This is a genomic window from Sediminihaliea albiluteola, assembly GCF_014077625.1.
GTDB classification, from domain to species: Bacteria; Pseudomonadota; Gammaproteobacteria; order Pseudomonadales; family Halieaceae; genus Sediminihaliea; species Sediminihaliea albiluteola.
In genome coordinates this window covers 759,595-781,787 of sequence record NZ_JACFXU010000014.1, presented here as the reverse complement: position 1 = coordinate 781,787, position 22,193 = coordinate 759,595, and the positions used below count along the sequence as shown (strand labels likewise).

Here is a 22,193-nt window from a genome sequence, read left to right as displayed (position 1 = left end):
AGTTGATGGAACAGCGCGATATCGTTATTGCCGGCGGCGGTATGGTCGGCGTTAGTCTGGCTTTGCAGTTAGCTGAGCGCTTGCCTGCGGGCCTGCAGATTACTCTGGTGGAGGGCTTTGCCTTGCCGGGCCCAGGTTCAGCAGCACAGTACCACCCATCATTTGATGCGCGCTCGACCGCACTGAGCTATTCCTCGCAAAAAATTTATCAGGCCATGGGGGTTTGGGACGAGCTCGAACACTGGCTCTGTCCAATTGAAAGAATTCATGTCTCCAGTCGCGGCCGCTTTGGTAGCACTGTGATGCAGGCGAGTGATTACGGCTGGCCTTCTTTGGGCCATGTGGTGGAGAACGCCTGGCTGGGCAATGCCTTATTACAGGCCTTGCATCGACAGGGCCGTGTGGAACTCATCAGCCCAGCTAGGGTGACTGACTTAAAGCCTCTGGCCCAGGGTGTGGAGCTACAGCTTGAAGGTGCTGAGCATGAGTGCTTCACAGCGCAGTTGCTAGTTGTGGCTGACGGTGCTGATTCGAGTCTGCGTGAATCTTTGGGTGTGGCGGTAGATAGCAAGTCTTACGGTCAGAGCGCTGTGGTGTGCAATGTCGCTTTTGCTGAGTCGCATCAAAATTGTGCCTTTGAGCGCTTTACTGCCGATGGCCCCTTGGCGCTTTTGCCCTTGCTATCGGCACGGCAGGGGGAGCATCGCAGCACACTGATCTGGAGCTTGCCACCAGAGCGCGCCGAGCACTTAGCAGCTTGTGATGAAGAGGAGTTTCTCAGTGCTTTGCAAACTACCTTTGGCTATCGCCTAGGTCGCATGCGACAGGTAGGCAAGCGGCACTGTTACCCCTTGGTATTGCTGCAGTCCTGTGAGCAACTGCGCCAGGGAGTGGTGGTCATGGGTAATGCTGCTCACACACTGCACCCAGTGGCCGGGCAGGGTTTTAACCTGGCCTTGCGTGACGTAGCGCAACTGGCTGAGGCGCTGGCCTCTGCGCCGGATAAAGCGCCCCTTGGCGCTTTGAGCGTGCTACAGGCTTATCAGCAGCGACAACAGCAGGATCAGTGGTTGACCATTGGCGCTAGTGATGCGCTGCCAGAGTTGTTTATGCGCAGTGATCCGGTGTTCGGTTTACTGCGTGATTTAGCGCTATCTGGACTCGATGTGCTATCACCGCTTAAGCGAGAATTTGTCCGTTACGCCGCCGGTTTGGCGGCTTTGGGAGGTAGCCGCCTTGAGCGCTAATACAGGGGCTTATGACCTAGCTATCGTGGGCGCCGGCATGGCCGGCTCGGCACTCGCGGCTGCGCTGCGGGGGCAGGGCTTGTCTATTGCCTTGATTGAGGCGCGGCCGGTGACCTTGCCAAGCCTGCCGGAACTGGCCGATTTAGGCAGCTTCGATTCTCGCGTCAGTGCTTTGAATATGCAGTCGATTGCTCTGCTCCAACAGCTTGGTGCCTGGTCTGCGATCAGCGACTACCGGGCCTGTGCTTACCCGCGGATGCATGTTTGGGATGCCGAAGGTACAGGGGCCATTGCCTTTGATGCGGCGGAAGTGGACTGCGAAGCCTTAGGTTATATCGTGGAGAACCGAGTGGTTGTTCACGGCCTACTGCAGCAGGTTTTACCGGCCCCAGATATTAAAATACTCGCGCCGCACAGCTTGCAGTCTATTACTACCCACTCCGAAGGTGTCAGCCTGACGCTGGAAGGGCATCCCGAGGTACAGGCGCGTCTATTGGTAGCTGCCGATGGAGCACTGTCGAGTGTGCGGAGTATGCTGGACTTTAAAACCCGAGAGTGGGATTACGGCCATCACGCCATTGTGGCGACAGTAGCCACCAGTCAAGACCATGAGAATACCGCCTGGCAGCGTTTTCTGCCCACCGGTCCACTGGCCTTTCTGCCCCTATCTAGTCCGCCAGGTCAGCATTTTTGCTCTGTTGTGTGGTCGCTCCAGGATGATCTAGTCGAAGATGTATTAGCTTTGGATGACGAAGCCTTCTGCGCTGAGCTGGGCCGAGCTTTTGAACAGCGCTTAGGCCCAGTGCTGGGCTGTTCGGCGCGTTTTGCCTTCCCACTGCGCCAGCGACACGCAGTGGACTATGTCCGCCCCGGCGTCGCCTTGGTGGGTGATGCCGCCCACACCATTCATCCCCTTGCCGGACAGGGGATTAATATGGGCTTTCAGGATGTGGCAGTTATGGCAGCTGAGATTATCGAGGCTCGGCGCCGGGGCTTGAGCCCAGGTAGCATAGAGGTGCTCAGGCGCTATCAGCGCCAGCGCAAAGGGGAAAATCTGCTGATGATGGGCGCTATGGACGGTTTTAAGTTCTTATTTGAGCAGGACGCACTGCCGCTGCGCTGGTTGCGCAATGTGGGCATGAAGGGCGTGGCGTCCAGTGGCCCACTGAAGCGAGAAATCATGCGCCGAGCTATGGGGTTGGGCAGCTAGTAGCGCTTCAGGGCGCTTTGGTTTTGGCGGGGTGGCAGGTAGAATAAGCGCCGCGATACACGGCGGCCATCGTGCCGACCCAAGCTATTGACCAATGGCAATACTCAAGGAGCCACCATGAGTCAGACCCCTGTAGAATTAAAGTACGCTGCCAGCCACGAGTGGGCGCGGCTCGAAGAAGACGGCACAGTGACCGTTGGTATTACCGATCACGCTCAGGAAGCACTGGGTGATGTAGTCTTTGTGGAGCTGCCAGAGGAAGGCGACAACTTGGCTGCAGGCGATGAAGCAGGTGTAGTGGAGTCGGTGAAGGCCGCTTCAGATATCTACGCGCCAATTGCCGGCGAAGTGATCGCAGTGAATACACTACTGGAAGACGAGCCAGAGACCGTCAATAGCGACCCATACAATGATGGCTGGTTCTATAAAATACAGCCCGATGATGTCAGTGAGCTCGACAATTTGCTCAATGCCAGCGATTATGAGCAGCAATGCGCTGACGACAGCTAAGCCTATTCCGGGTACCGTTGGTGCTCGGAAATCCTATGCCAAAACCCCGAGAACTCTACCTGCGCCGCGGCGCCGAGCGCCGTTTGTGTGCTGGTCATCTGTGGGTCTATTCCAATGAGGTGGACTCTGCGCGCAGTGCCCTGACTGACTTTGCAGTCGGCGATTGGGTTTTAGTGCGCGGTAGTAATGGGCAGCTGCTGGGCAGTGCCTACATGGAGCCACACAATCTCATTTGCGCCCGTGTGTTTGCAGCGGGTCGCGAGGCTAGCTTGGAGGAGTTACTGCCGGGGGCGCTTAGCACGGCACTGGCCGGACGCGAGCTGGCATTTGAGCTACCTTTCTATCGCCTAGTTTACGGTGGCAGCGACAACCTGCCCGGCCTAGTGGTCGATCGTTTTGGCGACTATCTAGTAGTGCAACTCAACAATGCCGGTATTGAGCGCTACGAATCTCAGATCATTTCAGCCTTGGTGGATTTACTGCAGCCAGCGGGTATTTTATTGCGCGCGGACAGCCGCAAGCGCCGTGAGCAGGGCTTGGAAAGCCGGGTTGAGGTGGTTTTTGGCGAGGTGCCAGAGCAAGTTGAGCTACAAGAAAACGGTGTGGTCTTTCAGGCGCCGGTACTAAGTGGCCAAAAAACTGGCTGGTTTTACGATCACCGCATGGCCCGAGCTCGGCTTGCGCCCTATGTGGCTGGCCGCAGCGTGCTAGATGTTTATAGCTACATCGGTGGCTGGGGCGTACAGGCTGCAGCTTTTGGTGCCAGCTCGGTATGCTGCCTAGACAGCTCGGCGCTGGCACTCGATGGCGTAAAGGCCAATGCTCGCCTGAATAATTTGTCGCAAGTCAGTACTTTGCAGGGTAGTGCCGCAGAATCGATGGAGGCGCTGGCCGCGCAAGGCCAGCACTTCGAGCTAGTCATTCTCGATCCCCCAGCCTTTATTCAGCGGCGCAAAGATATCAAGAAAGGCATTAAGGCTTACCGCCGTATTAATGAACTCGGGCTGAAGCTATTGGCCCCAGGTGGTGTACTAGTGTCGGCCTCATGTTCAATGCATCTAACGCGGACTGATTTAATCGCGGCGGTGCAATCTGCTGCGGTGCGAGTTGGAAAAGACCTGCGTCTAATCGAGCAGGGCGCGCAGGGCCCGGATCATCCGATCCATCCAGCAATCCCTGAAACAGAATACCTTAAGGCTTTATTTTTTAGGGCGCTTTGACCGTTGCTACTGTTCGCAGTGGCTGTGCTACGGGCTTTTAGGTGGCGACTGCAAGCGGCAGGGCCACTACGCGACTGCCGCCACTGAATCAGCTTGACCTGTTTCTATAGGGAGTCTTTGGATACTTTGGGGCGCCAGCGAGTGGCAGGATCACTCCGCGCCCCGTCGCAAGTATGTCCTTGTAGGCTCGGGCTCGACGTCCTGTCTCGCACGGTCGCTGCGCGGCCCTGCCACCCGCCGTCTTCAATTCACACTCCGAGTGATCTTGAGGCTTTGTTTTTACATTCCTTTGCCCAATTAAGCCGCCGTATTTGGACATTAAGGTGTGGACGACGGTTTAGGCTGAAGGACCGTTGAGCGCATGGATGCGCGAACCGAGCCCCCATGGATGGGTTCACGGCGTGTCCGTAAGCCTATTCCGTTGGCCGCGCCGCCACCGAATGAGCTTAATCTATGTCCATTGGGCTTCTTGCAGAGGTTGGGGCGCCAACGGGAGGCAGGATCACTCCGTGACCCGCCGCAAGTACATCCATATAGGCTCGGGCTCGACATCCTTGTCTCGCACGGTCGCTGCGTGGCCCAGCCACCCGCTGTCTTCAATTCACACTCCGAGTGATCTTTAAACTTTGTTTTTCCTTGCCCAATAAGGCGGCGGACTTAAATGAGAAGGTGTGGACGACGGCTTAGGCTGAAGGACCGTTGAGCGCATGGATGCGCGAACCGAGCCCCCATGGATGGGTTTACGGCGTGTCCGTAAGCCTATTCCGTTGGCCGCACCGCCACCGAATGAGTTTAATCCGTTTGCATTGGGTTTCTTGCAGAGATTGTGGCGCCAGCAAGTGGCAGGATCACTCCGCGACACGCCGCCACTGAACCGGCTTGCTATGGGGTTTCTTGGCTGGATTGTGGCCCAAATAGACTAGCGGAGCGAAATAACCGGCCAGCCAGCAGCTTCGGCGTGTGCTCGCAAAGTGTCATCTGGATCCACGGCTACAGGGTTATCTACTTGCTCAAGTAGTGGTAGATCATTGTGTGAGTCAGAGTAAAACCAAGAATCTGTTAGTGATTCATTTTCCTGCTCAAGCCAAGCCTGCAGACGAGTGACCTTGCCTTCGCCAAAAGATGGGATGCCAGCGGGTTCACCGGTGTAATAGCCATCTACTTGCTCTGCTTCACAGGCTAGCAGCTCGTCGATACCCAGTGCCTTGGCGATAGGGCGGGTGATGAATTCATTGGTGGCTGTGATAATCAGTAGGCGGTGGCCCTGCTCGCGGTGGTGGCGAATCAGTGCTTCGGCAGCGGGTAGAAAAATCGGCTCGATCACTTCAGCCATGAAATCGCGGTGCCACTGGGCCAGGCGCTCCGGTGGTTGATTTGCTAAGGGGGCTAGAGCAAAGCGCAGATAGGCTTCGATATCCAGCTGTCCGCGTTGATAATCGAGGTAAAACTGCTCGTTTTGACGGCCAAATTCATCGCTGTCGACTAGGCCGCGTTCACATAAAAAACAGCCCCAGAGGTGGTCGCTATCGCCGCCGATGAGGGTGTTATCCAAATCAAAAATTGCCAGTGTCACAGAGAGCCTCCAAATCAAGCGGGCCAGCATAGCTGGACTGGGCTCGCTAGTAAATTTTTCAGCTGAGGCAAAGTGTGGAACAATAGCCAGCTCTAATAAGGTTGGGTAGTGGCTCTCGAGTGATTGATTCTGACGGCTTTCGGCCAAATGTAGGCATCATGCTCGCTAACAGCGAAGGTCGGCTGTTGTGGGCCCGTCGTGTCGGCGGTAGAGATGCTTGGCAATTCCCACAGGGTGGCATCAACCCTGGGGAGACCCCTGAGCAGGCCCTTTATCGGGAGCTGCGGGAAGAGGTTGGCCTAGAGCCCGATGCCGTAGAGCTACTGGGCTCGACGCGTGGCTGGCTGCGCTATCGTCTGCCCAAGCGCTTTGTGCGTCGCGGTCAGAAGCCACTGTGTATCGGCCAGAAGCAGAAATGGTACTTGCTGCGGATGTTGGCCGACGATACCGCAGTGCGCTTTGATCTCAATGACAAACCCGAATTTGATCGCTGGCAGTGGGTCAGTTACTGGTACCCACTGAATCAGGTGGTGCCGTTTAAGCGTGAAGTCTATCGGCGTGCCATGAAAGAAATGGCTCAGGTTCTAGGGCGTCGTATCACGCAGTCATCAGGCCCTTGACTCAGATGCTGGACATATTGCGGCAGATCGTCCAGGAGGTGCATAGCGCCGAGGGCCTTGATCAAGCGCTGCAAATTATCGTCCGGCGGGTGCGGGATGCTGTTGGCACCGAGGCCTGCAGCGTATATATGCGCGAAGCTGACAGCGACCGCTTTGTGTTTCGCGCCACAGAGGGGCTCAATTCTGAGCAAGTGGGCCTCGCTCGCCTTGAGCCGGGTGAAGGCCTAGTGGGGCTGGTGGCAGCCCGCGAAGAACCTATCAATCTTGAACACGCTGAATCGCATCCCAACTATCGTTACCTGAAAGACGTCGGTGAAGAGAATTACCACGCCTTTCTTGGTGTGCCGATTATTCATCAGCGCGAGGTGCTCGGCGTGTTGGTGGTCCAGCAAACGGACCGGCGGCGCTATGACGAGAGTGATGAAGCCTTCCTGATTACTATGTCGGCCCAGTTGGCGGGGGTGATTGCCCATGCTCAAGCCACGGGGGCAGTTGATGGTGAGTCACAGGGGGGTGAAGAGGCCGCTCCCGCTAAGATCATCGGTATTCCCGGTGCGCCAGGGGTGGCCATTGGTACCGCTGTGGTGGTGTCGCCTGGGGCTGATTTATTTGCCGTGCCGCGCAAACAAGTGACGGATCGCCGCGCAGAGCTAGAGGCCTTCCGTGAGGCATTGGCTGCTGTTCAAAATGATATTCGCGCAGTTTCTGACAACCTGCGCGGTGAGATGAACACTGAGGACCACGCCTTATTCGATGTCTATCTCGGCATTTTGGATGATTCCACTATAGGCAAAGAAGTCGCCGCGCTGATCAAGGATGGCCAGTGGGCTCAGGGTGCTTTAAGCCAGGTGATGATTAAGCATATTCGGCATTTCGAGCGGATGGAGCACAGCTACCTGCGCGAGCGTGCGGTGGATGTGAAAGACCTCGGTACCCGAGTACTGGCCTACTTACAGGCGGATGCCGCCAGCCGTGAGCAGAGCTATCCTGATAAAGCCATCCTAGTCGGAGAAGAGCTCAGCGCCTCATCGCTAGGGGAAATTCCCAGAGAAAAATTGGCCGGCCTGATTTCAGTGCGCGGCTCAGGTAACTCCCACGTGGCTATCTTGGCTCGGGCCATGGGTATACCCACAGTGATGGGGGCAGTGGACTTGCCCTATACCCGCTTGCAGGATCGTGAGCTGATAGTTGATGGCTATCATGGTTCGGTGCACCTCAATCCTCAGCCCGAGTTGCGGCGCCGCTTTCAGGCTATGCTCGATCAAGATCTAGCGCAGAGTAAGGATTTAGAGCTGCTGCGTGATAAGCCCTGCGAAACGCTGGATGGCTACCGTTTGCCGCTGTGGGTGAACACCGGTTTGATGATCGATGTCTCCCGTTCACTGGAGCAGGGCGCAGAAGGTGTTGGCCTGTATCGCACAGAGGTGCCTTTTTTACTACGCGATCGCTTTCCCAGCGAAGAGGAGCAGCGCCAGATTTACCGCGAACAGTTGCTGGCTTTTGCGCCCCGCCCTGTAACGATGCGCACTTTGGATATTGGCGGTGATAAAGCCCTGCCTTATTTTCCCATTGAAGAGGATAACCCCTTCCTTGGTTGGCGCGGCATTCGGGTGACATTGGATCACCCAGAAATCTTTGGCGCACAGCTGCGGGCGATGCTCAAAGCCAATGCTGGGCTGGGCAACTTGCGTATTATGCTGCCGATGATTAGCAGCGTACCGGAGTTAGATGAGGCCCTTGCTCTTATCTACCGTTGTCACGCTGAGCTTGTTGAGGAAGGTCTGGAGGGTGAACTGCCCCCTATCGGAGTCATGGTTGAAGTGCCTTCGGCGGTGTATCAGGCTCGAGCGATGGCACAGCGGGTGGATTTCTTGTCGGTTGGCAGCAACGATCTAACCCAGTACCTGCTGGCGGTGGATCGTAATAATTCTCGCGTAGCCGATTTGTATCACTCGTTTCATCCCGCCGTGTTGCAGGCGCTTTCCGCGGTGGTTGCGGCGGGGCGTTTGGAGGGCAAAAGTGTTGGTATCTGTGGCGAGCTGGCAGGGGACCCGCGCGGTGCGGTGTTGCTGCTAGCTATGGGTTACAACGTGCTATCAATGAACGCCACCAGCTTACCTAAAGTCAAACAGGCGCTGCGCAGCATCAGCTATAGCGACGCCTGCGTAGTACTTGATGAAGTGATGCAGATGGAAGATGCCAATCAGATTGTGCTGCAAGTCGAGCGACTGCTGGGCTCCCGCGGCCAGGAGCAGTTTGTGCATGTACCTCTAGCTTAGGGCTGCGCTAGTTCACGCTAGCTGCAAATCCTGCTGGACCACGCCCTGCTTATTGCCTTGGCTGTCGTAAGTGCGCTCACGCCAGCTGAGCTGCCCATCGGCCTGCCATATCAGGGTGGTACTGGATACAGTGCCATAGACTTCGGTGCTAATGAACTGGGCTGATAGGGCTGCATCCATTGTTTCCTGCAGTCCTAAAAGTTCAAGTTCTGCAGGATCTGCACTGCCCTTGTCGTGTACTGTATCGAGTAAACTCTGGTGGTCAATGGGCCCCGATAAGAGCTCAGCTATTCGCGCTTTACCCTTGATCACTTTGGGCCAAGGACTGTTTAGTTTTGCGTTGGACAGACCGTAGATGCCGGGTTCGAGCTTGATTGCTGGGGCTTTATCGGCGTTGCTGTAATACCAGAGTGCGTCGCGATCACCGAGTAATAGGTTAAAGCCGGCATAGTCGCTGTCTTGGCTTTCTAGTTCAGCGAGCAGCTCACTGGCTTGGCGCTCGCTGGTGAGCCACTTTAAGGGCAGCTCGCCTCGAGAGCGCGGCGCGCTCAAGCTGCGGGCGGGATCGCGGAAGTTGGTTACGGCGGCAAAGCGCCCGCTTTGGGTGAGGCCCATCCAAGTGCCGCCCGCCTCTAAGTCACGGCCTGCCAGCAGCGCCGGATGCTCTTTCCAATAGCTCGCTGGAGCCGTGGGGCGCGCGTAAAATTCATCGCGGTTAGCTGCCAGTAGCAGTGGATAATCGGGGTGGACACGGTAAGCGAAAATCATCAGGCACATGGAGGGCTCCTTTAGGACGGCATCGTGACAGGGCTTGAGGCAATTGTGAATCCTGCGCCGCTGTTTGATAATGGAGCGCTATATTTGCAGGCAGTCACAGTGGCTGCTCTGCCCCGCATTGACCAATCCACCCTGACGGCGAGACTTATGCTGCCCTATCCAGAGATAGATCCTGTTGCTTTTTCCATTGGGCCCGCCAGCGTGCACTGGTACGGCTTGGCCTATCTAACTGGGCTGGCTTTTGCCTGGTGGCTGGCCATACGCCGCAGTGCTCGAGCTGACTCGCCGGTGCGCCGCGAACAAGTGGATGACCTGATTTTTTACGGCGCCCTCGGTGTGGTGTTCGGTGGCCGCTTCGGTTATGCCATATTTTACGGCGGCCAACAGCTGGCTGAAGACCCCAGTTGGATACTGCGCGTGTGGCAGGGAGGGATGTCTTTTCACGGCGGCCTGCTCGGTGTCTTGCTGGCGATGTTTATTTACGCCCGGCGCCAGCAGATACCTTTTGGGGCTTTGATGGATTTTGTCGCGCCACTGGTGCCCGTGGGCTTGGGGCTTGGCCGTTTGGGCAACTTTATTGGTCAAGAGCTGTGGGGCCGCGCGACTGATGTCCCTTGGGCGATGGTGTTCCCTAAGGATCCTTTAGCTTTGGCCCGCCACCCCTCGCAGCTCTACCAGTTTGCCCTAGAGGGTATACTACTGTTTGGGCTGCTTTACTGGTTTTCCTCGAAGCCGCGCCCGATGTGGGCGGTGTCGGGAATGTTTTCACTAGGCTATGGTTGTCTGCGTTTCGTGGCTGAGTTCTTTCGCGAGCCAGATGCGCATCTGGGCTTTCAGGCATTTGGTTGGCTCACCCGAGGGCAGCTCTTGTGTGTGCCGATGATTGCCCTGGGCCTCTACCTGCTGTGGTACGCCTATCGCCAGGCCACTTATAGCCCATCTTCTAAGGACGCTAAATCATGAGACAGTATCTAGATTTACTGCAGGACATACTCGACCACGGTCAGCGCAAGGAAGACCGCACAGGCACCGGTACTTACTCGGTATTTGCTCGGCAGTTTCGCCATGATCTGGCCGATGGCTTTCCCCTACTGACCACTAAAAAATTGCACTTTAAAAGTATCGCCAACGAACTCATTTGGTTTTTAAGCGGCGATACCAATACCGCTTGGCTGAAAGAAAATGGGGTGTCGATTTGGGATGAGTGGGCCACCGAAAGTGGTGACCTCGGCCCGATTTACGGTGCCCAGTGGACCGCTTGGCCAACTCGTGATGGCGGCAGCATTAACCAGATAGATTATGTGGTGAACTGCTTGCGCACCAACCCCGACAGTCGCCGAATTCTGTTTCACGGCTGGAACGTGGAGTATTTGCCAGACGAGTCTATGAGCCCACAGGATAACGTGCGCGCTGGGCGCATGGCGCTACCACCTTGTCATTTGTTATATCAGTTTTACGTGGCTGCCGGCCGCTTGTCAGCGCAGTTATTAATTCGCTCCAGTGATTCTTTTTTAGGTTTGCCTTACAACACTGCCAGCTTGGCCTTGCTGACCACTATGCTGGCCCAGCAATGTGACCTGGAGCCGGGTGAGATTATTATCACCACTGGCGACTCACATATTTATAGCAATCACCTAGAGCAGGTGCGCACTCAGCTGCAGCGTGCCCCCCGCGCTCTGCCCAAGCTGGAACTGCTGCGCCATCCCGATAGCATCTATGACTACCGTTTTGAGGATTTTGCTATTCACGGTTATCAGCCTCATCCACATATCGCGGCACCGGTAGCCGTATGATTCAGGGGGCAAATGTTTCACCGGACAAGCCGCTGGTATCGGTAATTTTTGCTGCGGCAGAAAACGGAGTCATTGGTCGCGATAATGCACTCCCTTGGCACCTGCCTGAGGATCTGCGGTATTTCAAGGCGGTCACGCTGGGTAAGCCGGTGGTAATGGGGCGCAAGACTTATCAGTCCATCGGGCGTCCGCTGCCAGGTAGGGCCAATATTGTGATCTCCCGCGATCCGCAGTTTCACGCAGAGGGGCTGATAGTGGTGGACTGTCTAGAGGCGGCCTTATCGCGCGCCCGTGACCTTGCAGGCGGCGATGGAGTGTCCGAAGTGATGGTGATTGGTGGCGCGCAGATTTACGCTGCGGTGCTGCCAGAGGCCGATCGGCTTTATGTGACAGAAGTCCATGCGGCAGTTGACGGCGATGCTTATATTCCCGCCATTGATTGGCAGCAATGGCAGGAAATCGAGCGCGTACGTCATCCGGCATCGGGCGATAACCCCTATGATTATAGTTTTGTTCAGTACAGGCGTTACAATGCAGACAGTATTTGATAGGGCTGGAGTTCTTTAGTTAAAGTGTTACTTTGTGTGCCTGAGCTGCTGAACATGTGTAACCTATGTACACAACAGCTCTAATGTCACAAAGAGGTTTGACGCTTTCATTGAAAAGCCCTAGTCGTTGGGTGTAAATTCCACCCCTCAGTTTACCGACCCTCGCTTTTCCATTATAAAGAAGTAACGGGTTACTTTTATTCAGCTCAGAATCACTCTGTTGGAAATAGGAAGCACAATTCCCATGACTAAGCATCGATTGAAGAATGTATTGATCGCTGCGCTGGTTTCCTCAGGCGCCTTGATCGGCACTGCGGCCACCGTGCAAGCCAGTACACTGGACTCCATCCTCGAGGTGGGCGAAGCCAAAAACAAGGCCGCGCGTCAATCCCAGGTCAAGATAGATCGTCTGGCCGACGAGACACGCGATCTGCTTAACGACTATAAAACAGTCAACAAGCAGATTGACGGACTCAAGGTATACAACGAGCGCCTGCAGAAGCAGATCAACAACCAGTTGGCTCGCATCGAAGACATCGACGAGTCGATCGAGCAAGTCACGGTTATCCAGCGTCAGATGACACCGCTGGTTATCCGGATGATCGATGGTCTGGAAAAGTTTGTTGAGCTTGATGTGCCGTTCCACATGGAAGAGCGCAGCAAGCGTATTGCTTTCCTTCGTGCCAACGTGGATCGTTCGGATCTGAGCGTGGCCGAGAAGTTCCGCCAAGTACTAGAAGCTTACAAAATCGAAAACGAATACGGCCGCAAGCTGGATGCCTATAAAGGCAGCGTTGAAATCGATGGCGTAGAGCGCGATGTCAACTTCTTCCGCGTAGGCCGTGTGGCCCTGTTGTATCAAACAACTGATAGTGAAGTTTCTGGTGCCTGGGACCAAAACAGCCGTTCATGGGTGTCTTTGGATCGCGGTGAGTACCGCAACGCAATTATGAAAGGCCTGCGTATCGCGCGCAAAGAGGCCTCAATTGATCTGATGAACCTGCCCGTAGCATCGCCGGAGGCTAAATAATGAGCATTAAGTTTGTACAAGCCGCAGCGTTTGCCCTCTGTGGCGCGTTGGCCTTTTCTGGCGGCTCAGCCGTCGCTCAGGAGGCTAAGTCACTAGACGAGTTGCTGCGTTTCGTTAAGCAGGGACAGGTCACTGAGGCCAAAGAAAACCGCGCCCGTGAACAGCGTTTCGCGCAAGCCAAATCCGAGCAAGCCAGCTTGGTGAAGAAGGCGGAAGCCGAGCGCGCACGCCAAGAGCAGCTGTCTTCTGAGCTGGAAGCTAAGTTCGAAGAAAACGAACTGGCCGTGATGGATAAGCAGAAAGTACTCAAAGAGCGTCTGGGTACACTGGCTGAACTCTTTGGTCACCTGACTTCAACTTCTGGTGACTTGGCTACTAACTTGGAGTCTTCTCTGGTTAGTGCGCAGTACCCCAATCGCGAGGGCTTTTTGAGCGAGCTGATCAGCAAGATGAGCGGCAGCGACAAATTGCCTAGCGTCGAAGAGATCGAGCGCGTTTGGTATGAGCTGCAGCGCGAAATGATTGAGTCCGGCAAGATCGTGACCTTCACCGCTGAAGTAGCTAAGCCTAACGGCGACAAGGTTGAGCAGAAAGTGACTCGTGTCGGTACCTTTAACGTGGTATCTGAAGACGGTAAATACCTGCAGTACGTTGCCAGTAAAGGCACTTTGGAAGAGTTGGCACGTCAGCCCTCTGGTCCATACCAGGGCTGGGCGAAGAGCCTAGTAGCATCTACTGGCGGCGAAGGCTTTCAGAAGTTTGGTGTTGACCCCACCGGTCCAACAGGCGGCTCCTTCTTGGCGGCATTGATTAACAGCCCCAACCTGGAAGAGCGCTGGCATCAAGGTGGTTACATCGGTTATGCCATTACCGCAGTCGGTGTGTTTGCCTTCCTGCTGGCTATCTGGCGCTTGATCGTGCTGATGGGCGTGAGTGCGAAAGTGAACTCGCAGCTGAAGAGCAGCAAAGCCAACACCAATAACCCACTGGGTCGTGTGCTGAAAGTTCACGAAGACAACCCGAACATGAACACCGAGACTCTGGAGCTGAAACTCTCCGAGCAGGTGATGAAAGAGACACCGAAGCTGGAAAGTGGCCTCACCCTGCTGAAGATCATCTCTGCGGTAGCACCGCTGATGGGTCTGCTGGGTACGGTGACCGGTATGATCATTACCTTCCAGGCTATCACTATCTTTGGTGCAGGTGACCCCAAAGCGATGGCGGGTGGTATCTCCGGTGCTCTGGTAACAACGGTTCTGGGTCTGCTAGTAGCGATTCCGACAGTTCTTCTGCACACCATCGTGAATGGTCGCGCACAGCGCATCATCCACATGCTGAACGAGCAGAGCACTGGCATCATCGCTGAGCACACCGAGGGTAACCAGGGGAAATAATATGTACTGGTTCGATAGTGCTTACGAGGCTGTTTCCCGCTTTATGGACATGGGCGGGAACGTACTCTGGCTGATCGCCATCCTGCTGTTTTTTATGTGGGCGCTGATTTTCGAACGAGTCTGGTACTTCAAGACTGGCTGGAGGTCTGACGCGGCCAAAGCCATTTCAACTTGGGAGGGTCGCTCAGAACGTAAGTCCTGGGCCGCCCACCAGATTCGCGAAAAACTGATTTCGCAGTCGCGGATGCAGATCAACCAGTATCTGCCGATCATTAAAACCATGGTGGCGCTGTGCCCCTTGCTAGGTTTGTTGGGTACAGTGACCGGGATGATCGAAGTGTTTAACATTATGGCGGTCACCGGTGGTGGTGATGCCAAATCGATGGCTGGCGGTGTATCGCGAGCTACGATCCCCACCATGGCGGGCATGGTTGCCGCCCTGTCGGGAGTATTTGCCAACACTTACGTCACTCGGGTTGCACAGCGTGAAAGCGCTTACCTAGAAGACAACCTGACCACCGATCACTAAGAGAGCGAATGTAATGCGCAGGAATAATCAAGCAGCTGCGGAAGATGAAGCCCAGATCGACTTGACGCCCATGCTGGACGTCGTATTCATCATGCTGATCTTCTTCATCGTAACGGCCTCCTTTATTAAAGAAGCGGGTGTTGAGGTCAACCGGCCTGAGGCTTCAACCTCTAACCCGAAAGATAACGTCAACATCCTGGTGGCCATCACTGCGACCAATGAAATCTGGATGGATCAGCGTCGCATCGACGTCCGCGCAGTGCGCGCGAACATCGAGCGTTTGCACGCTGAGAACCCCAAAGGTGCCGTGGTGATACAGGCTGATAACGAATCCAATACCAAGACCGTCACCCAAGTTCTGGATGCCGCGCGTGAGGCGGGTGTCTATGATGTGTCTCTGGCAACCGATGATAAGTAGTCTATTATGAGTCGCAATATAGTCAGACTGTTACTCGGTGCACTACTCGCCATTCCGGTGGCGGGCGGTCTGTTCTTTATCATGCAATATCTGATCGCAAGTGCGGATCCGAAAATTGATGATACGAAACAGCGCAAACTGGCTGACATCCATATGCCGGAACGCGAGATTGAGAGCCAAGTAAAAGAGCCTAAGCCGGATAAAGTAGACGACCCAGAAGAGCCGCCGCCGGATCTCGATACTCCGGACATCGAGATGGACATGAACACTGAGGTGGTTAATACCGCACCGCAGCAGCAAGTGTCACTGGAGATTAACGCGACCGGTATGTCGACCGGTGATGGTGAATACCTACCGATCGTTAAGGTTGCGCCGATCTACCCACGTCGAGCACAGACTCGCGGCATTACTGGATACTGCATTGTGGAATACACAGTGACCACGTCTGGTGCGATCCGCGATCCTCAACCGGTGGATTGTCAGCCTTCTGGTGTGTTTGAGCGTGCCTCGGTTAAAGCCGCAGAGAAGTTCAAGTACAAGCCTCGAGTGATCGATGGTGAGCCTACCGAAGTAGCGGGTGTACAGAACAAATTCACCTACGAGTTGGAACAGTAGAACGGTTGATGTGTTATGACAATGACTAAGCCCCAAACCTGGCTCCGCTCCGTCTTGCTGGCGGTGCCAGTAGTCGCAGCTCAGGTTGCCGTTTCCCAGCTTCAGGCTGAGATGGGTTTTACACCGCTGTCTGCCGCGGTGGCCCAAGAAAGACAAGCAGATACACGTGAGACCCGTAAAACACCCGCATTGCGGAATAAGGTCTACGAAAAGCTGGCGGAAGCTCAGGCTGCTGCAGAAGAAAAGAACCTGACGGCCTCTGCCCGCATTCTCGATGGCATGCTAGCGGGTCGTCGCGATAATGAATTGAACAGCTATGAGTTGGCTAACGTTTACAACTTGTATGCCTTCATTCACTACAGCAATGAAAACTACGACAAGGCCCTGCAGGCCTATGAAAATGTCGTTAAGCAGCCAGACATTCCCTTGGCGATGGAAATTAATACCCGCTACACCATTGCGCAGCTGTACTTTGTGCAGGAGCGTTGGCAGAAAGGTATTGATGCGCTGAATGCTTGGTTCAGAATGACTGATTCACCCAGTGAGAATGCTTATGTATTGCTCGCACAGGGTTACTATCAGCTCAAAGACTATGACAAAGCGCTTAACAGTGTCGAAAAAGCGATTTCAATGTATCGCGAAAAAGGCAAGGTGCCCAAGGAGCAGTGGCTGAACTTGGCGCGCTTCCTCTACTTCGACAAAAATGATGTGAATCGCGCCGTAGCGGTACTGGAAGAGTTGTTGCAGCACTACCCGAAGAAGCAGTACTGGGTACAGCTCTCCCATATGTATGGCGAGCAGAAGAAAGAAGGCCAGCAATTAGCTGCAATGGAAACTGCCTACGTTCAAGATATGTTGGACAAGGGCACCGAGCAGGTGACAATGGCCTACCTCTATCTCAACGCTGAGGTGCCTTACAAGGCAGCCAAAGTGATGGATAAAGGCTTAAAGGCTAAAGCCATTGAGGATACTTCTAAGAACCAAGAGATCCTCGGCAACGCCTATCGCCAAGCCCAGGAAATTGAAAAAGCGATTCCAGCAATGGAGCGCGCCGCGGCAAAATCCAGTGAAGGTGAACTATACGCCCGTTTGGGCAACATTTACCTCGATGGTGAGCAGTACAAGAAAGCCATTGATGCGATCAACAAAGGCTTGCAGCGCGGTGGTGTTAAGCGCGCCGATACGGCTCGCCTAGTACTTGGCATGGCTTATTTTAATGATAAGCAATACGCTAAAGCCCGCCAGGCTTTCCAGGCTGCGGGTCGCGACAAGCGCTCTGAGCAATTTGCTCAGCAGTGGATCAAGTACATGGATTCAGAGCTAGATCGTCAGCGCAAGCTGGAGGAAGGCTAATAGAGAGCGCTTAATACTCTCGTAAAACAAAAAAGGAGCACTAGGTGCTCCTTTTTTTATGTCTGTCGCTCACGCCAGTGGTCGCGGCCACAGTGGAGCCGGATTAAACCGGTACGACGTCTTCGGCCTGGGGGCCTTTTTGTCCATCGGTGACTTTAAATTCAACTTTCTGGCCATCGGCAAGGGTTTTGAAGCCTTCGCCTTTGATTGCACTGAAGTGAACAAACACATCTGGCCCGTTTTCGCGTTCGATGAAGCCAAATCCTTTTGTTTCGTTAAACCACTTTACGGTACCGGTTTCTGTAGACATAAATGTTACCTGTATAGCTTTGGCGTACCCATGGGGTGCCAGTTAAATTAATCATTATTTATGTGCTGCGCAGTGAAGAACCATTGGTAGCTTCTACTGCACGCATAAACACGCTGAATACTCAGCTCTTTGAGTCTATCACCGCTTTTGCCAATAAGGATGGGGTGGCTAGTATTTATTTTGGGAATAATACGTCTTTTTGCAGCACTTAAGGTCGGATTCATCTCAATGCTTAGGCTTTTACAGCGAAACTAAGCTTTAACGGGAGCAATAGTGCGAATTTTACTGGTAGAAGATGATCAGCAGCTGGGTGAGTCCTTAGAGGCCGCCTTGCGCTTGGAAGGCTATGCGGTGGATTGGCTTGACTCGGGTGAAGCGGTGCGGGCTGCGCTAGGCGCCACCCCCTATGATCTATTGCTCTTGGATCTGGGCTTGCCCGGTGTGCCTGGCATGCAAGTGCTGCGGCAACTTCGTGCCGATAAGCACAGCTTGCCAGTTATGATACTGACTGCGCGGCGCACTCTAGGTGATAAGGTCGATGGCTTAGATGCCGGCGCGGATGACTATCTGACCAAGCCATTTGAAATGGATGAGCTATTTGCCCGTTTGCGCTCTCTGTTAAGGCGAGAAGGGAGTCACAAAAGTAAGGAGCTCGAGGCGGCGGGCATCGTCTTAGATCCAGTGCTTCGCACAGTCAGTTTTGGCGGCGAAGCACTGAGCTTGACCGCCCGTGAGTTTGCCATTCTTGAGATTCTCATGCGCAATGCGGGCCGCTTTGTTTCACGGGCGCGCCTCGAAGAAGGTATCTACAGCTGGGGAGAAGAAGTGGGCTCCAATACGATCGAGGTTTATGTGTCCCGGCTGCGTAAATATTTTGGCAGTGATTGCATTGAGACCATGCGCGGCGTGGGCTACAGGATGTTGCGGTGAGCAGGTCGCTAAAGCGGCGTCTGTTGTGGATATTACTGGCGCTGATCCTGTTCTCTTGGCTGGGTTCGGCTGTAGTCACCGGCTTTTATACCAGTCGGGTACTCTTAGCTCAGGTTGATCGCCAATTGGGGCAGTACGCGGATTTAGTCAATTACATTACACAGGTTTTTGAACGCCAGCTCGATCAAGGCTTACAGGTAGGCGAACCTTGGCTAAAAGCAGATATCTTGCAGGATATAGATCGTCCGATGGTGGTCGATAACACCTATGGCAGCGTGGTGTCTCCAGCACTCAATATATGGCTGGATGATAAACTGCTGGCCGTTCTTAAAGACTCCCCTCGTTTTGATCGACCCTTAGAGCCGGGTTTTTCCTTTCGTCAAGATAGCCTAGAACACTCTCATTGGCGCCTTCTCACCCGCTACGATAAGGCTAGCGGCTTGTGGACTGTAGTGGGTATTGATTTGTATCAGGCTCGCTGGTCTCTGCTAGAGAGTCTGGCCAGGGTGCTGTTTCCCTTACTCGTGATACTACCGCTGACCTTGGTTGTACTTTACTTCGGGGTGGAGCGTGGTTTACAGCCCTTAAAGTCTTTAGCTAAACAAATTGGCCAGCGCAATCCGCAGCTGCTTGACCCGATTGTAAGCGATGCAGTGCCCTCAGAGCTCGAGCCGGTAGTAGCAGCCCTCAATGATTTGCTGCAGCGCCTTGCCTTGGCTTTGGAGTCGGAGCAGCGCTTCACGGCCAATGCCGCACACGAGTTAAACACGCCTTTAGCAGCAATCAAGGCAGAGGTGCAGCTTTGCCAGCGCTTACTAACTGAGCCCGATGCCCGCGCCATGTTGGAGCGTATTGCTTCCCGGGTCGACCGAGCTCAGCACAGCGTCGAGCAATTGTTAACCCTAGCCAGAGTAGACCCAGACTCTCAATTAGATTTGGCCCCTCTGGCGATGCACAAGCTGTTGCTTGATGTGGTGGCCGAAACCGCGCATTTAGCAGCGGATCGTGGGCTGGATGTGCAGGTAGACAAGATCCAGCCAGTGCAGATCTTAGGTAGTGAGGAGGCGCTGTCGATCTTGCTGCGTAACTTGCTGGTCAATGCCTTTCGCTATGCGGCAGATGGATCAAAGGTGGATATTTGCCTCAGTAAACGGGCCCAAGAGGTGATTCTGACGGTAGCCAATGACTGTGAGCCCTTAGCTGCGGAAGAGTTTAACAAGCTCACTCAGCGCTTTTATCGGGTGCCCGGCAGTCGTGGTTTGGGAGCGGGTTTGGGGCTGTCAATTGTAACGCGGATCGCAGATCGTCACGCTGCTAGCTTCTATCTTGCTCCACTGCAGAATGGTCGGGGCTTTATCGCGACAGTGGCGTTTGCCGCGGCTTAGGGGAGCATTGGTGCATGTGCCGCGCCGATTAAACCCGGGTATTCTGCGGTAATAGCGTAGATTGCGGTATCGAGTAATTGAGCTTGCATAGCGCCCTTGGCTGCAAAGCGAGCACGGAAGGGGCTTTGCTGCAGGAATGGCAGTATTTTTGGCACAATGCCTCCCGCTAAGTAGAGCCCGTCATAACTGCCCGTGGCCAAAACAAAGTCGCCACAGATAGAGCCCAGTAAAGCGCAGAAGGTGTTCAGGCTTGCCTGACACAGCGGATCCGATGCGGCCATAGCTCGCTGGGAAATCTCTATGGCTGAATCTGCCTCAATGGTCTGCCCTCTAAGCTGGGCTAGCGTGTGATAGAGGCGCTCTAAGCCGGGTCCCGAAAGCAGTAGCTCAGCATATATATTGTCGTGCTTGGTTAAGAGCAGCTTGAATAGCTCGAGTTCTTCTTCATTGGCGGGAGACAGGGCCATGTGACCCGGCTCGCCAGCACAGGCTAGATGCTCGCCGCCTTGGCTCCTCAATATAGCGCCGCCTAAGCCAGTGCCGGGGCCGATAACGGCAAGCTGTAAGCTCTCCCCCTGGGCTGGGCCCTGTCCTGGCTGCAATACCAAGCGTTCACTGTGGCTAAGATGCGGAAGGGCGTAGGCGTTGCTTTGAAAGTCGTTAATCCAGCGGACATGCTGAAAGCCAAAGCTTTGAGTCAGCTCGCGGCATGAGAAGGACCAGTCCATATTGGTCATGCTGATACGGTCGCCACCGGGTGGCGCTGCAATAGCAAAACAGGCGCTATCTGGCGGCGTCTCATCGAGCTGGCTTAGCCACTTAGAGATTAAGTCTTCAAAGTGGCTGAAATCACGGTTGTGATAGCGCGCGACGTGACGCAGGGACTGATCCGAAGGCTCGAATAGCGCCAGACGGGTGTTAGTGCCTCCGACATCCGCCACCAGGCGCCGCCGGAGGCTGTGAGCGCGCTCAGACAACCGGAAGAATTTTAAGAATGTTAGTGGCGCCAGGACTGCCCATGACCACGCCGTGGGTTAGCAAGATGGAGTCACCGGACTGTAAGAAACCTTCAGCCTGTAAAAATTCAATCGCACAGACTTCGATGTCGTCTTGATCGTAGGCGTCGGCATCAAAATAAAGCGGAATTACGCCGCGACAAAGGCAGAGTTTTTGCAGCGTAGCGCTTTGATTGCTGAGGGCAAAAATCGGCAGGCCAGAACTCAGTCGAGACATCAATAAGGGCGTGGTGCCCGACTCAGTGAGACAGGCGATACCGCGCACATTTGAGTAGTGGTTTGCGGCATAAATTGCCGACATAGCGATGGCTTCTTGAGCAGAGGAAAATTGCTTATCAAGACGGTAGCGGGAAGTGCGGGCTACGGGGTGACGCTCCGCGCCAAGCGCCGCTTCTGACATGGCCTTGACCACTTCCTCGGGGAATTTGCCCACCGCGGTTTCGGCCGACAGCATCACTGCATCCGTGCCGTCGAGTACCGCGTTGGCTACATCAAAGACCTCTGCCCGTGTCGGCATCGGACTGTTGATCATCGACTCCATCATCTGGGTGGCGGTGATTACCACGCGATCCCGTTTGCGAGCCCGTGAAATCAAGTCTTTTTGTATGCCGATCAATTGGGCGTCGCCCACTTCTACACCTAGGTCACCCCGGGCCACCATGATGCCAAAGCTCGCCTCAATGATGCTGTCTAAGGTATCTTGATCGGCGACCACTTCGGCGCGCTCAATTTTGGCAATAATGGCGGGTGAGAGTTGGTGCTGTAACAATAAGTCGCGGGTCTGAAAGATATCTGCAGCACTGGATACAAAAGACACTGCGACAAAGTCCGGCTGTACTTGGGACAGGCTATCGATATCGGCAATATCTTTGCTGGTTAAGGCCGGTGCGGCCAGGCCACCGCCCAAGCGGTTGATGCCCTTGCGAGAGCTGAGCTTGCCGCCCACTACCACGGTGCATTCCACCACGCCCTCGCGAACCTCATCGACCGTTAGGCGCAGGCGGCCATCGTCCAGCAGCAGAGTGTCGCCGCTGCTGACGCTGTCACAGAGTTCGGGGTAATCGAGGCCGACAGCCCGAGCATTCCCTTCACCTTCACCAAGGGATAGGTCAAGACTGAAGCGGTCGCCTTGCTGGAGTTCGACATACTCTTCGCGAAAGCTGCTGATACGTATTTTGGGGCCTTGCAGGTCAGCCAAAATGCCGACGTAGCGATCAGCGGCTGCGGCTTGCTTGCGAATGCGTCGCGCAACCTCGGCGTGATGTTCGGCTGAGCCGTGGCTGAAGTTGAGACGAAAAACATTGACGCCGGCAGAGATCAATTTCGCCAGCATAGGCTCCGACTCGCTGCCGGGGCCGATGGTCGCCACAATCTTAGTGCGACGATTTACCTTGAGAGTCACTCGTAGGTCCTTTTAATAGCATGTGGAAAGAGCG

At 54.8% G+C, this 22,193-nt stretch carries 22 protein-coding genes; 17 read left to right on the top strand and 5 right to left on the bottom strand.

Annotated elements, in window-relative coordinates; translation table 11 throughout:
- Positions 1-5 precede the first annotated feature (5 nt).
- From ubiH to H2508_RS10425, 4 genes are all read left to right on the top strand, one after another.
- Positions 6-1,247, top strand: coding sequence for a 2-octaprenyl-6-methoxyphenyl hydroxylase (gene ubiH / locus H2508_RS10440; protein WP_182172911.1), 1,242 nt, complete (start codon positions 6-8; stop codon positions 1,245-1,247).
- A complete protein-coding gene (locus tag H2508_RS10435; RefSeq protein ID WP_235965183.1) occupies positions 1,237-2,457 on the top strand; it encodes a UbiH/UbiF/VisC/COQ6 family ubiquinone biosynthesis hydroxylase in 1,221 nt (406 codons plus the stop codon). Before ubiH ends, H2508_RS10435 begins: the two co-directional genes overlap by 11 nt.
- A gap of 117 nt (positions 2,458-2,574) precedes the next feature.
- Positions 2,575-2,967: a glycine cleavage system protein GcvH gene (gcvH, locus tag H2508_RS10430; RefSeq protein ID WP_182172905.1), complete on the top strand. Its 393-nt coding sequence runs from the start codon at positions 2,575-2,577 to the stop codon at positions 2,965-2,967.
- 35 nt (positions 2,968-3,002) lie between these two features.
- Positions 3,003-4,187, top strand: coding sequence for a class I SAM-dependent rRNA methyltransferase (locus tag H2508_RS10425; protein ID WP_182172902.1), 1,185 nt, complete (start codon positions 3,003-3,005; stop codon positions 4,185-4,187).
- Between the two features lie 919 nt (positions 4,188-5,106).
- Here the strand turns inward: H2508_RS10425 and H2508_RS10420 are convergent.
- Positions 5,107-5,760, bottom strand: a complete 654-nt coding sequence (locus tag H2508_RS10420) for a histidinol-phosphatase (RefSeq protein WP_182172899.1) — start codon at positions 5,758-5,760, stop codon at positions 5,107-5,109.
- 119 nt (positions 5,761-5,879) lie between these two features.
- Between H2508_RS10420 and H2508_RS10415 the strand changes: the two genes are divergently transcribed.
- Positions 5,880-6,380, top strand: coding sequence for an RNA pyrophosphohydrolase (locus tag H2508_RS10415; protein ID WP_182172896.1), 501 nt, complete (start codon positions 5,880-5,882; stop codon positions 6,378-6,380).
- Between the two features lie 5 nt (positions 6,381-6,385).
- Positions 6,386-8,659, top strand: coding sequence for a phosphoenolpyruvate--protein phosphotransferase (ptsP, locus tag H2508_RS10410; protein ID WP_182172893.1), 2,274 nt, complete (start codon positions 6,386-6,388; stop codon positions 8,657-8,659).
- Positions 8,660-8,671: 12 nt separating this feature from the next.
- On the opposite strand, the gene H2508_RS10405 is transcribed toward ptsP, so the two are convergent.
- Positions 8,672-9,436, bottom strand: a complete 765-nt coding sequence (locus H2508_RS10405; protein WP_182172890.1) for an NRDE family protein — start codon at positions 9,434-9,436, stop codon at positions 8,672-8,674.
- Between the two features lie 147 nt (positions 9,437-9,583).
- On the opposite strand from H2508_RS10405, the gene lgt reads away from it, so the two are divergent.
- From lgt to H2508_RS10360, 9 genes are all read left to right on the top strand, one after another.
- Positions 9,584-10,399, top strand: a complete 816-nt coding sequence (gene lgt, locus H2508_RS10400; protein ID WP_182173454.1) for a prolipoprotein diacylglyceryl transferase — start codon at positions 9,584-9,586, stop codon at positions 10,397-10,399.
- Entirely contained in the window at positions 10,396-11,229 is an 834-nt protein-coding gene (locus tag H2508_RS10395; protein ID WP_182172886.1) for a thymidylate synthase, read from the top strand. The genes lgt and H2508_RS10395 overlap by 4 nt, the downstream gene beginning before the upstream one ends.
- Complete coding sequence (locus H2508_RS10390) at positions 11,226-11,777, top strand: dihydrofolate reductase (protein ID WP_182172883.1); 552 nt, start codon at positions 11,226-11,228, stop codon at positions 11,775-11,777. The genes H2508_RS10395 and H2508_RS10390 overlap by 4 nt, the downstream gene beginning before the upstream one ends.
- 244 nt (positions 11,778-12,021) lie before the next feature.
- Positions 12,022-12,807 carry a DUF3450 domain-containing protein gene (locus tag H2508_RS10385; protein WP_182172880.1) on the top strand — a complete coding sequence of 262 codons (786 nt, stop codon included), beginning with the start codon at positions 12,022-12,024 and terminating at the stop codon, positions 12,805-12,807.
- Entirely contained in the window at positions 12,807-14,201 is a 1,395-nt protein-coding gene (locus H2508_RS10380; RefSeq protein ID WP_182172877.1) for a MotA/TolQ/ExbB proton channel family protein, read from the top strand. Before H2508_RS10385 ends, H2508_RS10380 begins: the two co-directional genes overlap by 1 nt.
- 1 nt (position 14,202) lies before the next feature.
- Positions 14,203-14,730 (top strand): MotA/TolQ/ExbB proton channel family protein, encoded by a 528-nt coding sequence (locus H2508_RS10375; protein WP_182172874.1) that lies wholly within the window; start codon positions 14,203-14,205, stop codon positions 14,728-14,730.
- 13 nt (positions 14,731-14,743) lie between these two features.
- The gene (locus H2508_RS10370) at positions 14,744-15,148 is read left to right on the top strand and encodes an ExbD/TolR family protein (RefSeq protein ID WP_182172871.1); all 405 of its coding nucleotides are present in this window, start codon (positions 14,744-14,746) and stop codon (positions 15,146-15,148) included.
- A gap of 6 nt (positions 15,149-15,154) precedes the next feature.
- The gene (locus H2508_RS10365; protein WP_182172867.1) at positions 15,155-15,763 is read left to right on the top strand and encodes an energy transducer TonB; all 609 of its coding nucleotides are present in this window, start codon (positions 15,155-15,157) and stop codon (positions 15,761-15,763) included.
- 21 nt (positions 15,764-15,784) lie between these two features.
- Positions 15,785-17,116 carry a tetratricopeptide repeat protein gene (locus H2508_RS10360; protein ID WP_235965181.1) on the top strand — a complete coding sequence of 444 codons (1,332 nt, stop codon included), beginning with the start codon at positions 15,785-15,787 and terminating at the stop codon, positions 17,114-17,116.
- 103 nt (positions 17,117-17,219) lie between these two features.
- Here the strand turns inward: H2508_RS10360 and H2508_RS10355 are convergent, their stop codons facing one another.
- Positions 17,220-17,426, bottom strand: coding sequence for a cold-shock protein (locus tag H2508_RS10355; RefSeq protein ID WP_182172861.1), 207 nt, complete (start codon positions 17,424-17,426; stop codon positions 17,220-17,222).
- Positions 17,427-17,699: 273 nt separating this feature from the next.
- Here H2508_RS10355 and H2508_RS10350 point away from each other — a divergent pair, with 273 nt between their 5' ends.
- Together H2508_RS10350 and H2508_RS10345 are read left to right on the top strand one after the other, a co-directional pair.
- A complete protein-coding gene (locus tag H2508_RS10350) occupies positions 17,700-18,356 on the top strand; it encodes a response regulator (RefSeq protein ID WP_182172858.1) in 657 nt (218 codons plus the stop codon).
- Positions 18,353-19,741 (top strand): histidine kinase dimerization/phospho-acceptor domain-containing protein, encoded by a 1,389-nt coding sequence (locus H2508_RS10345; RefSeq protein WP_182172855.1) that lies wholly within the window; start codon positions 18,353-18,355, stop codon positions 19,739-19,741. The genes H2508_RS10350 and H2508_RS10345 overlap by 4 nt, the downstream gene beginning before the upstream one ends.
- Here the strand turns inward: H2508_RS10345 and glk are convergent.
- A complete protein-coding gene (gene glk / locus H2508_RS10340) occupies positions 19,738-20,682 on the bottom strand; it encodes a glucokinase (RefSeq protein WP_182172852.1) in 945 nt (314 codons plus the stop codon). The two genes, H2508_RS10345 and glk, sit on opposite strands and share 4 nt — an antisense overlap.
- 28 nt (positions 20,683-20,710) lie before the next feature.
- A complete protein-coding gene (gene pyk, locus H2508_RS10335) occupies positions 20,711-22,159 on the bottom strand; it encodes a pyruvate kinase (protein ID WP_182172849.1) in 1,449 nt (482 codons plus the stop codon).
- Positions 22,160-22,193 lie beyond the last annotated feature (34 nt).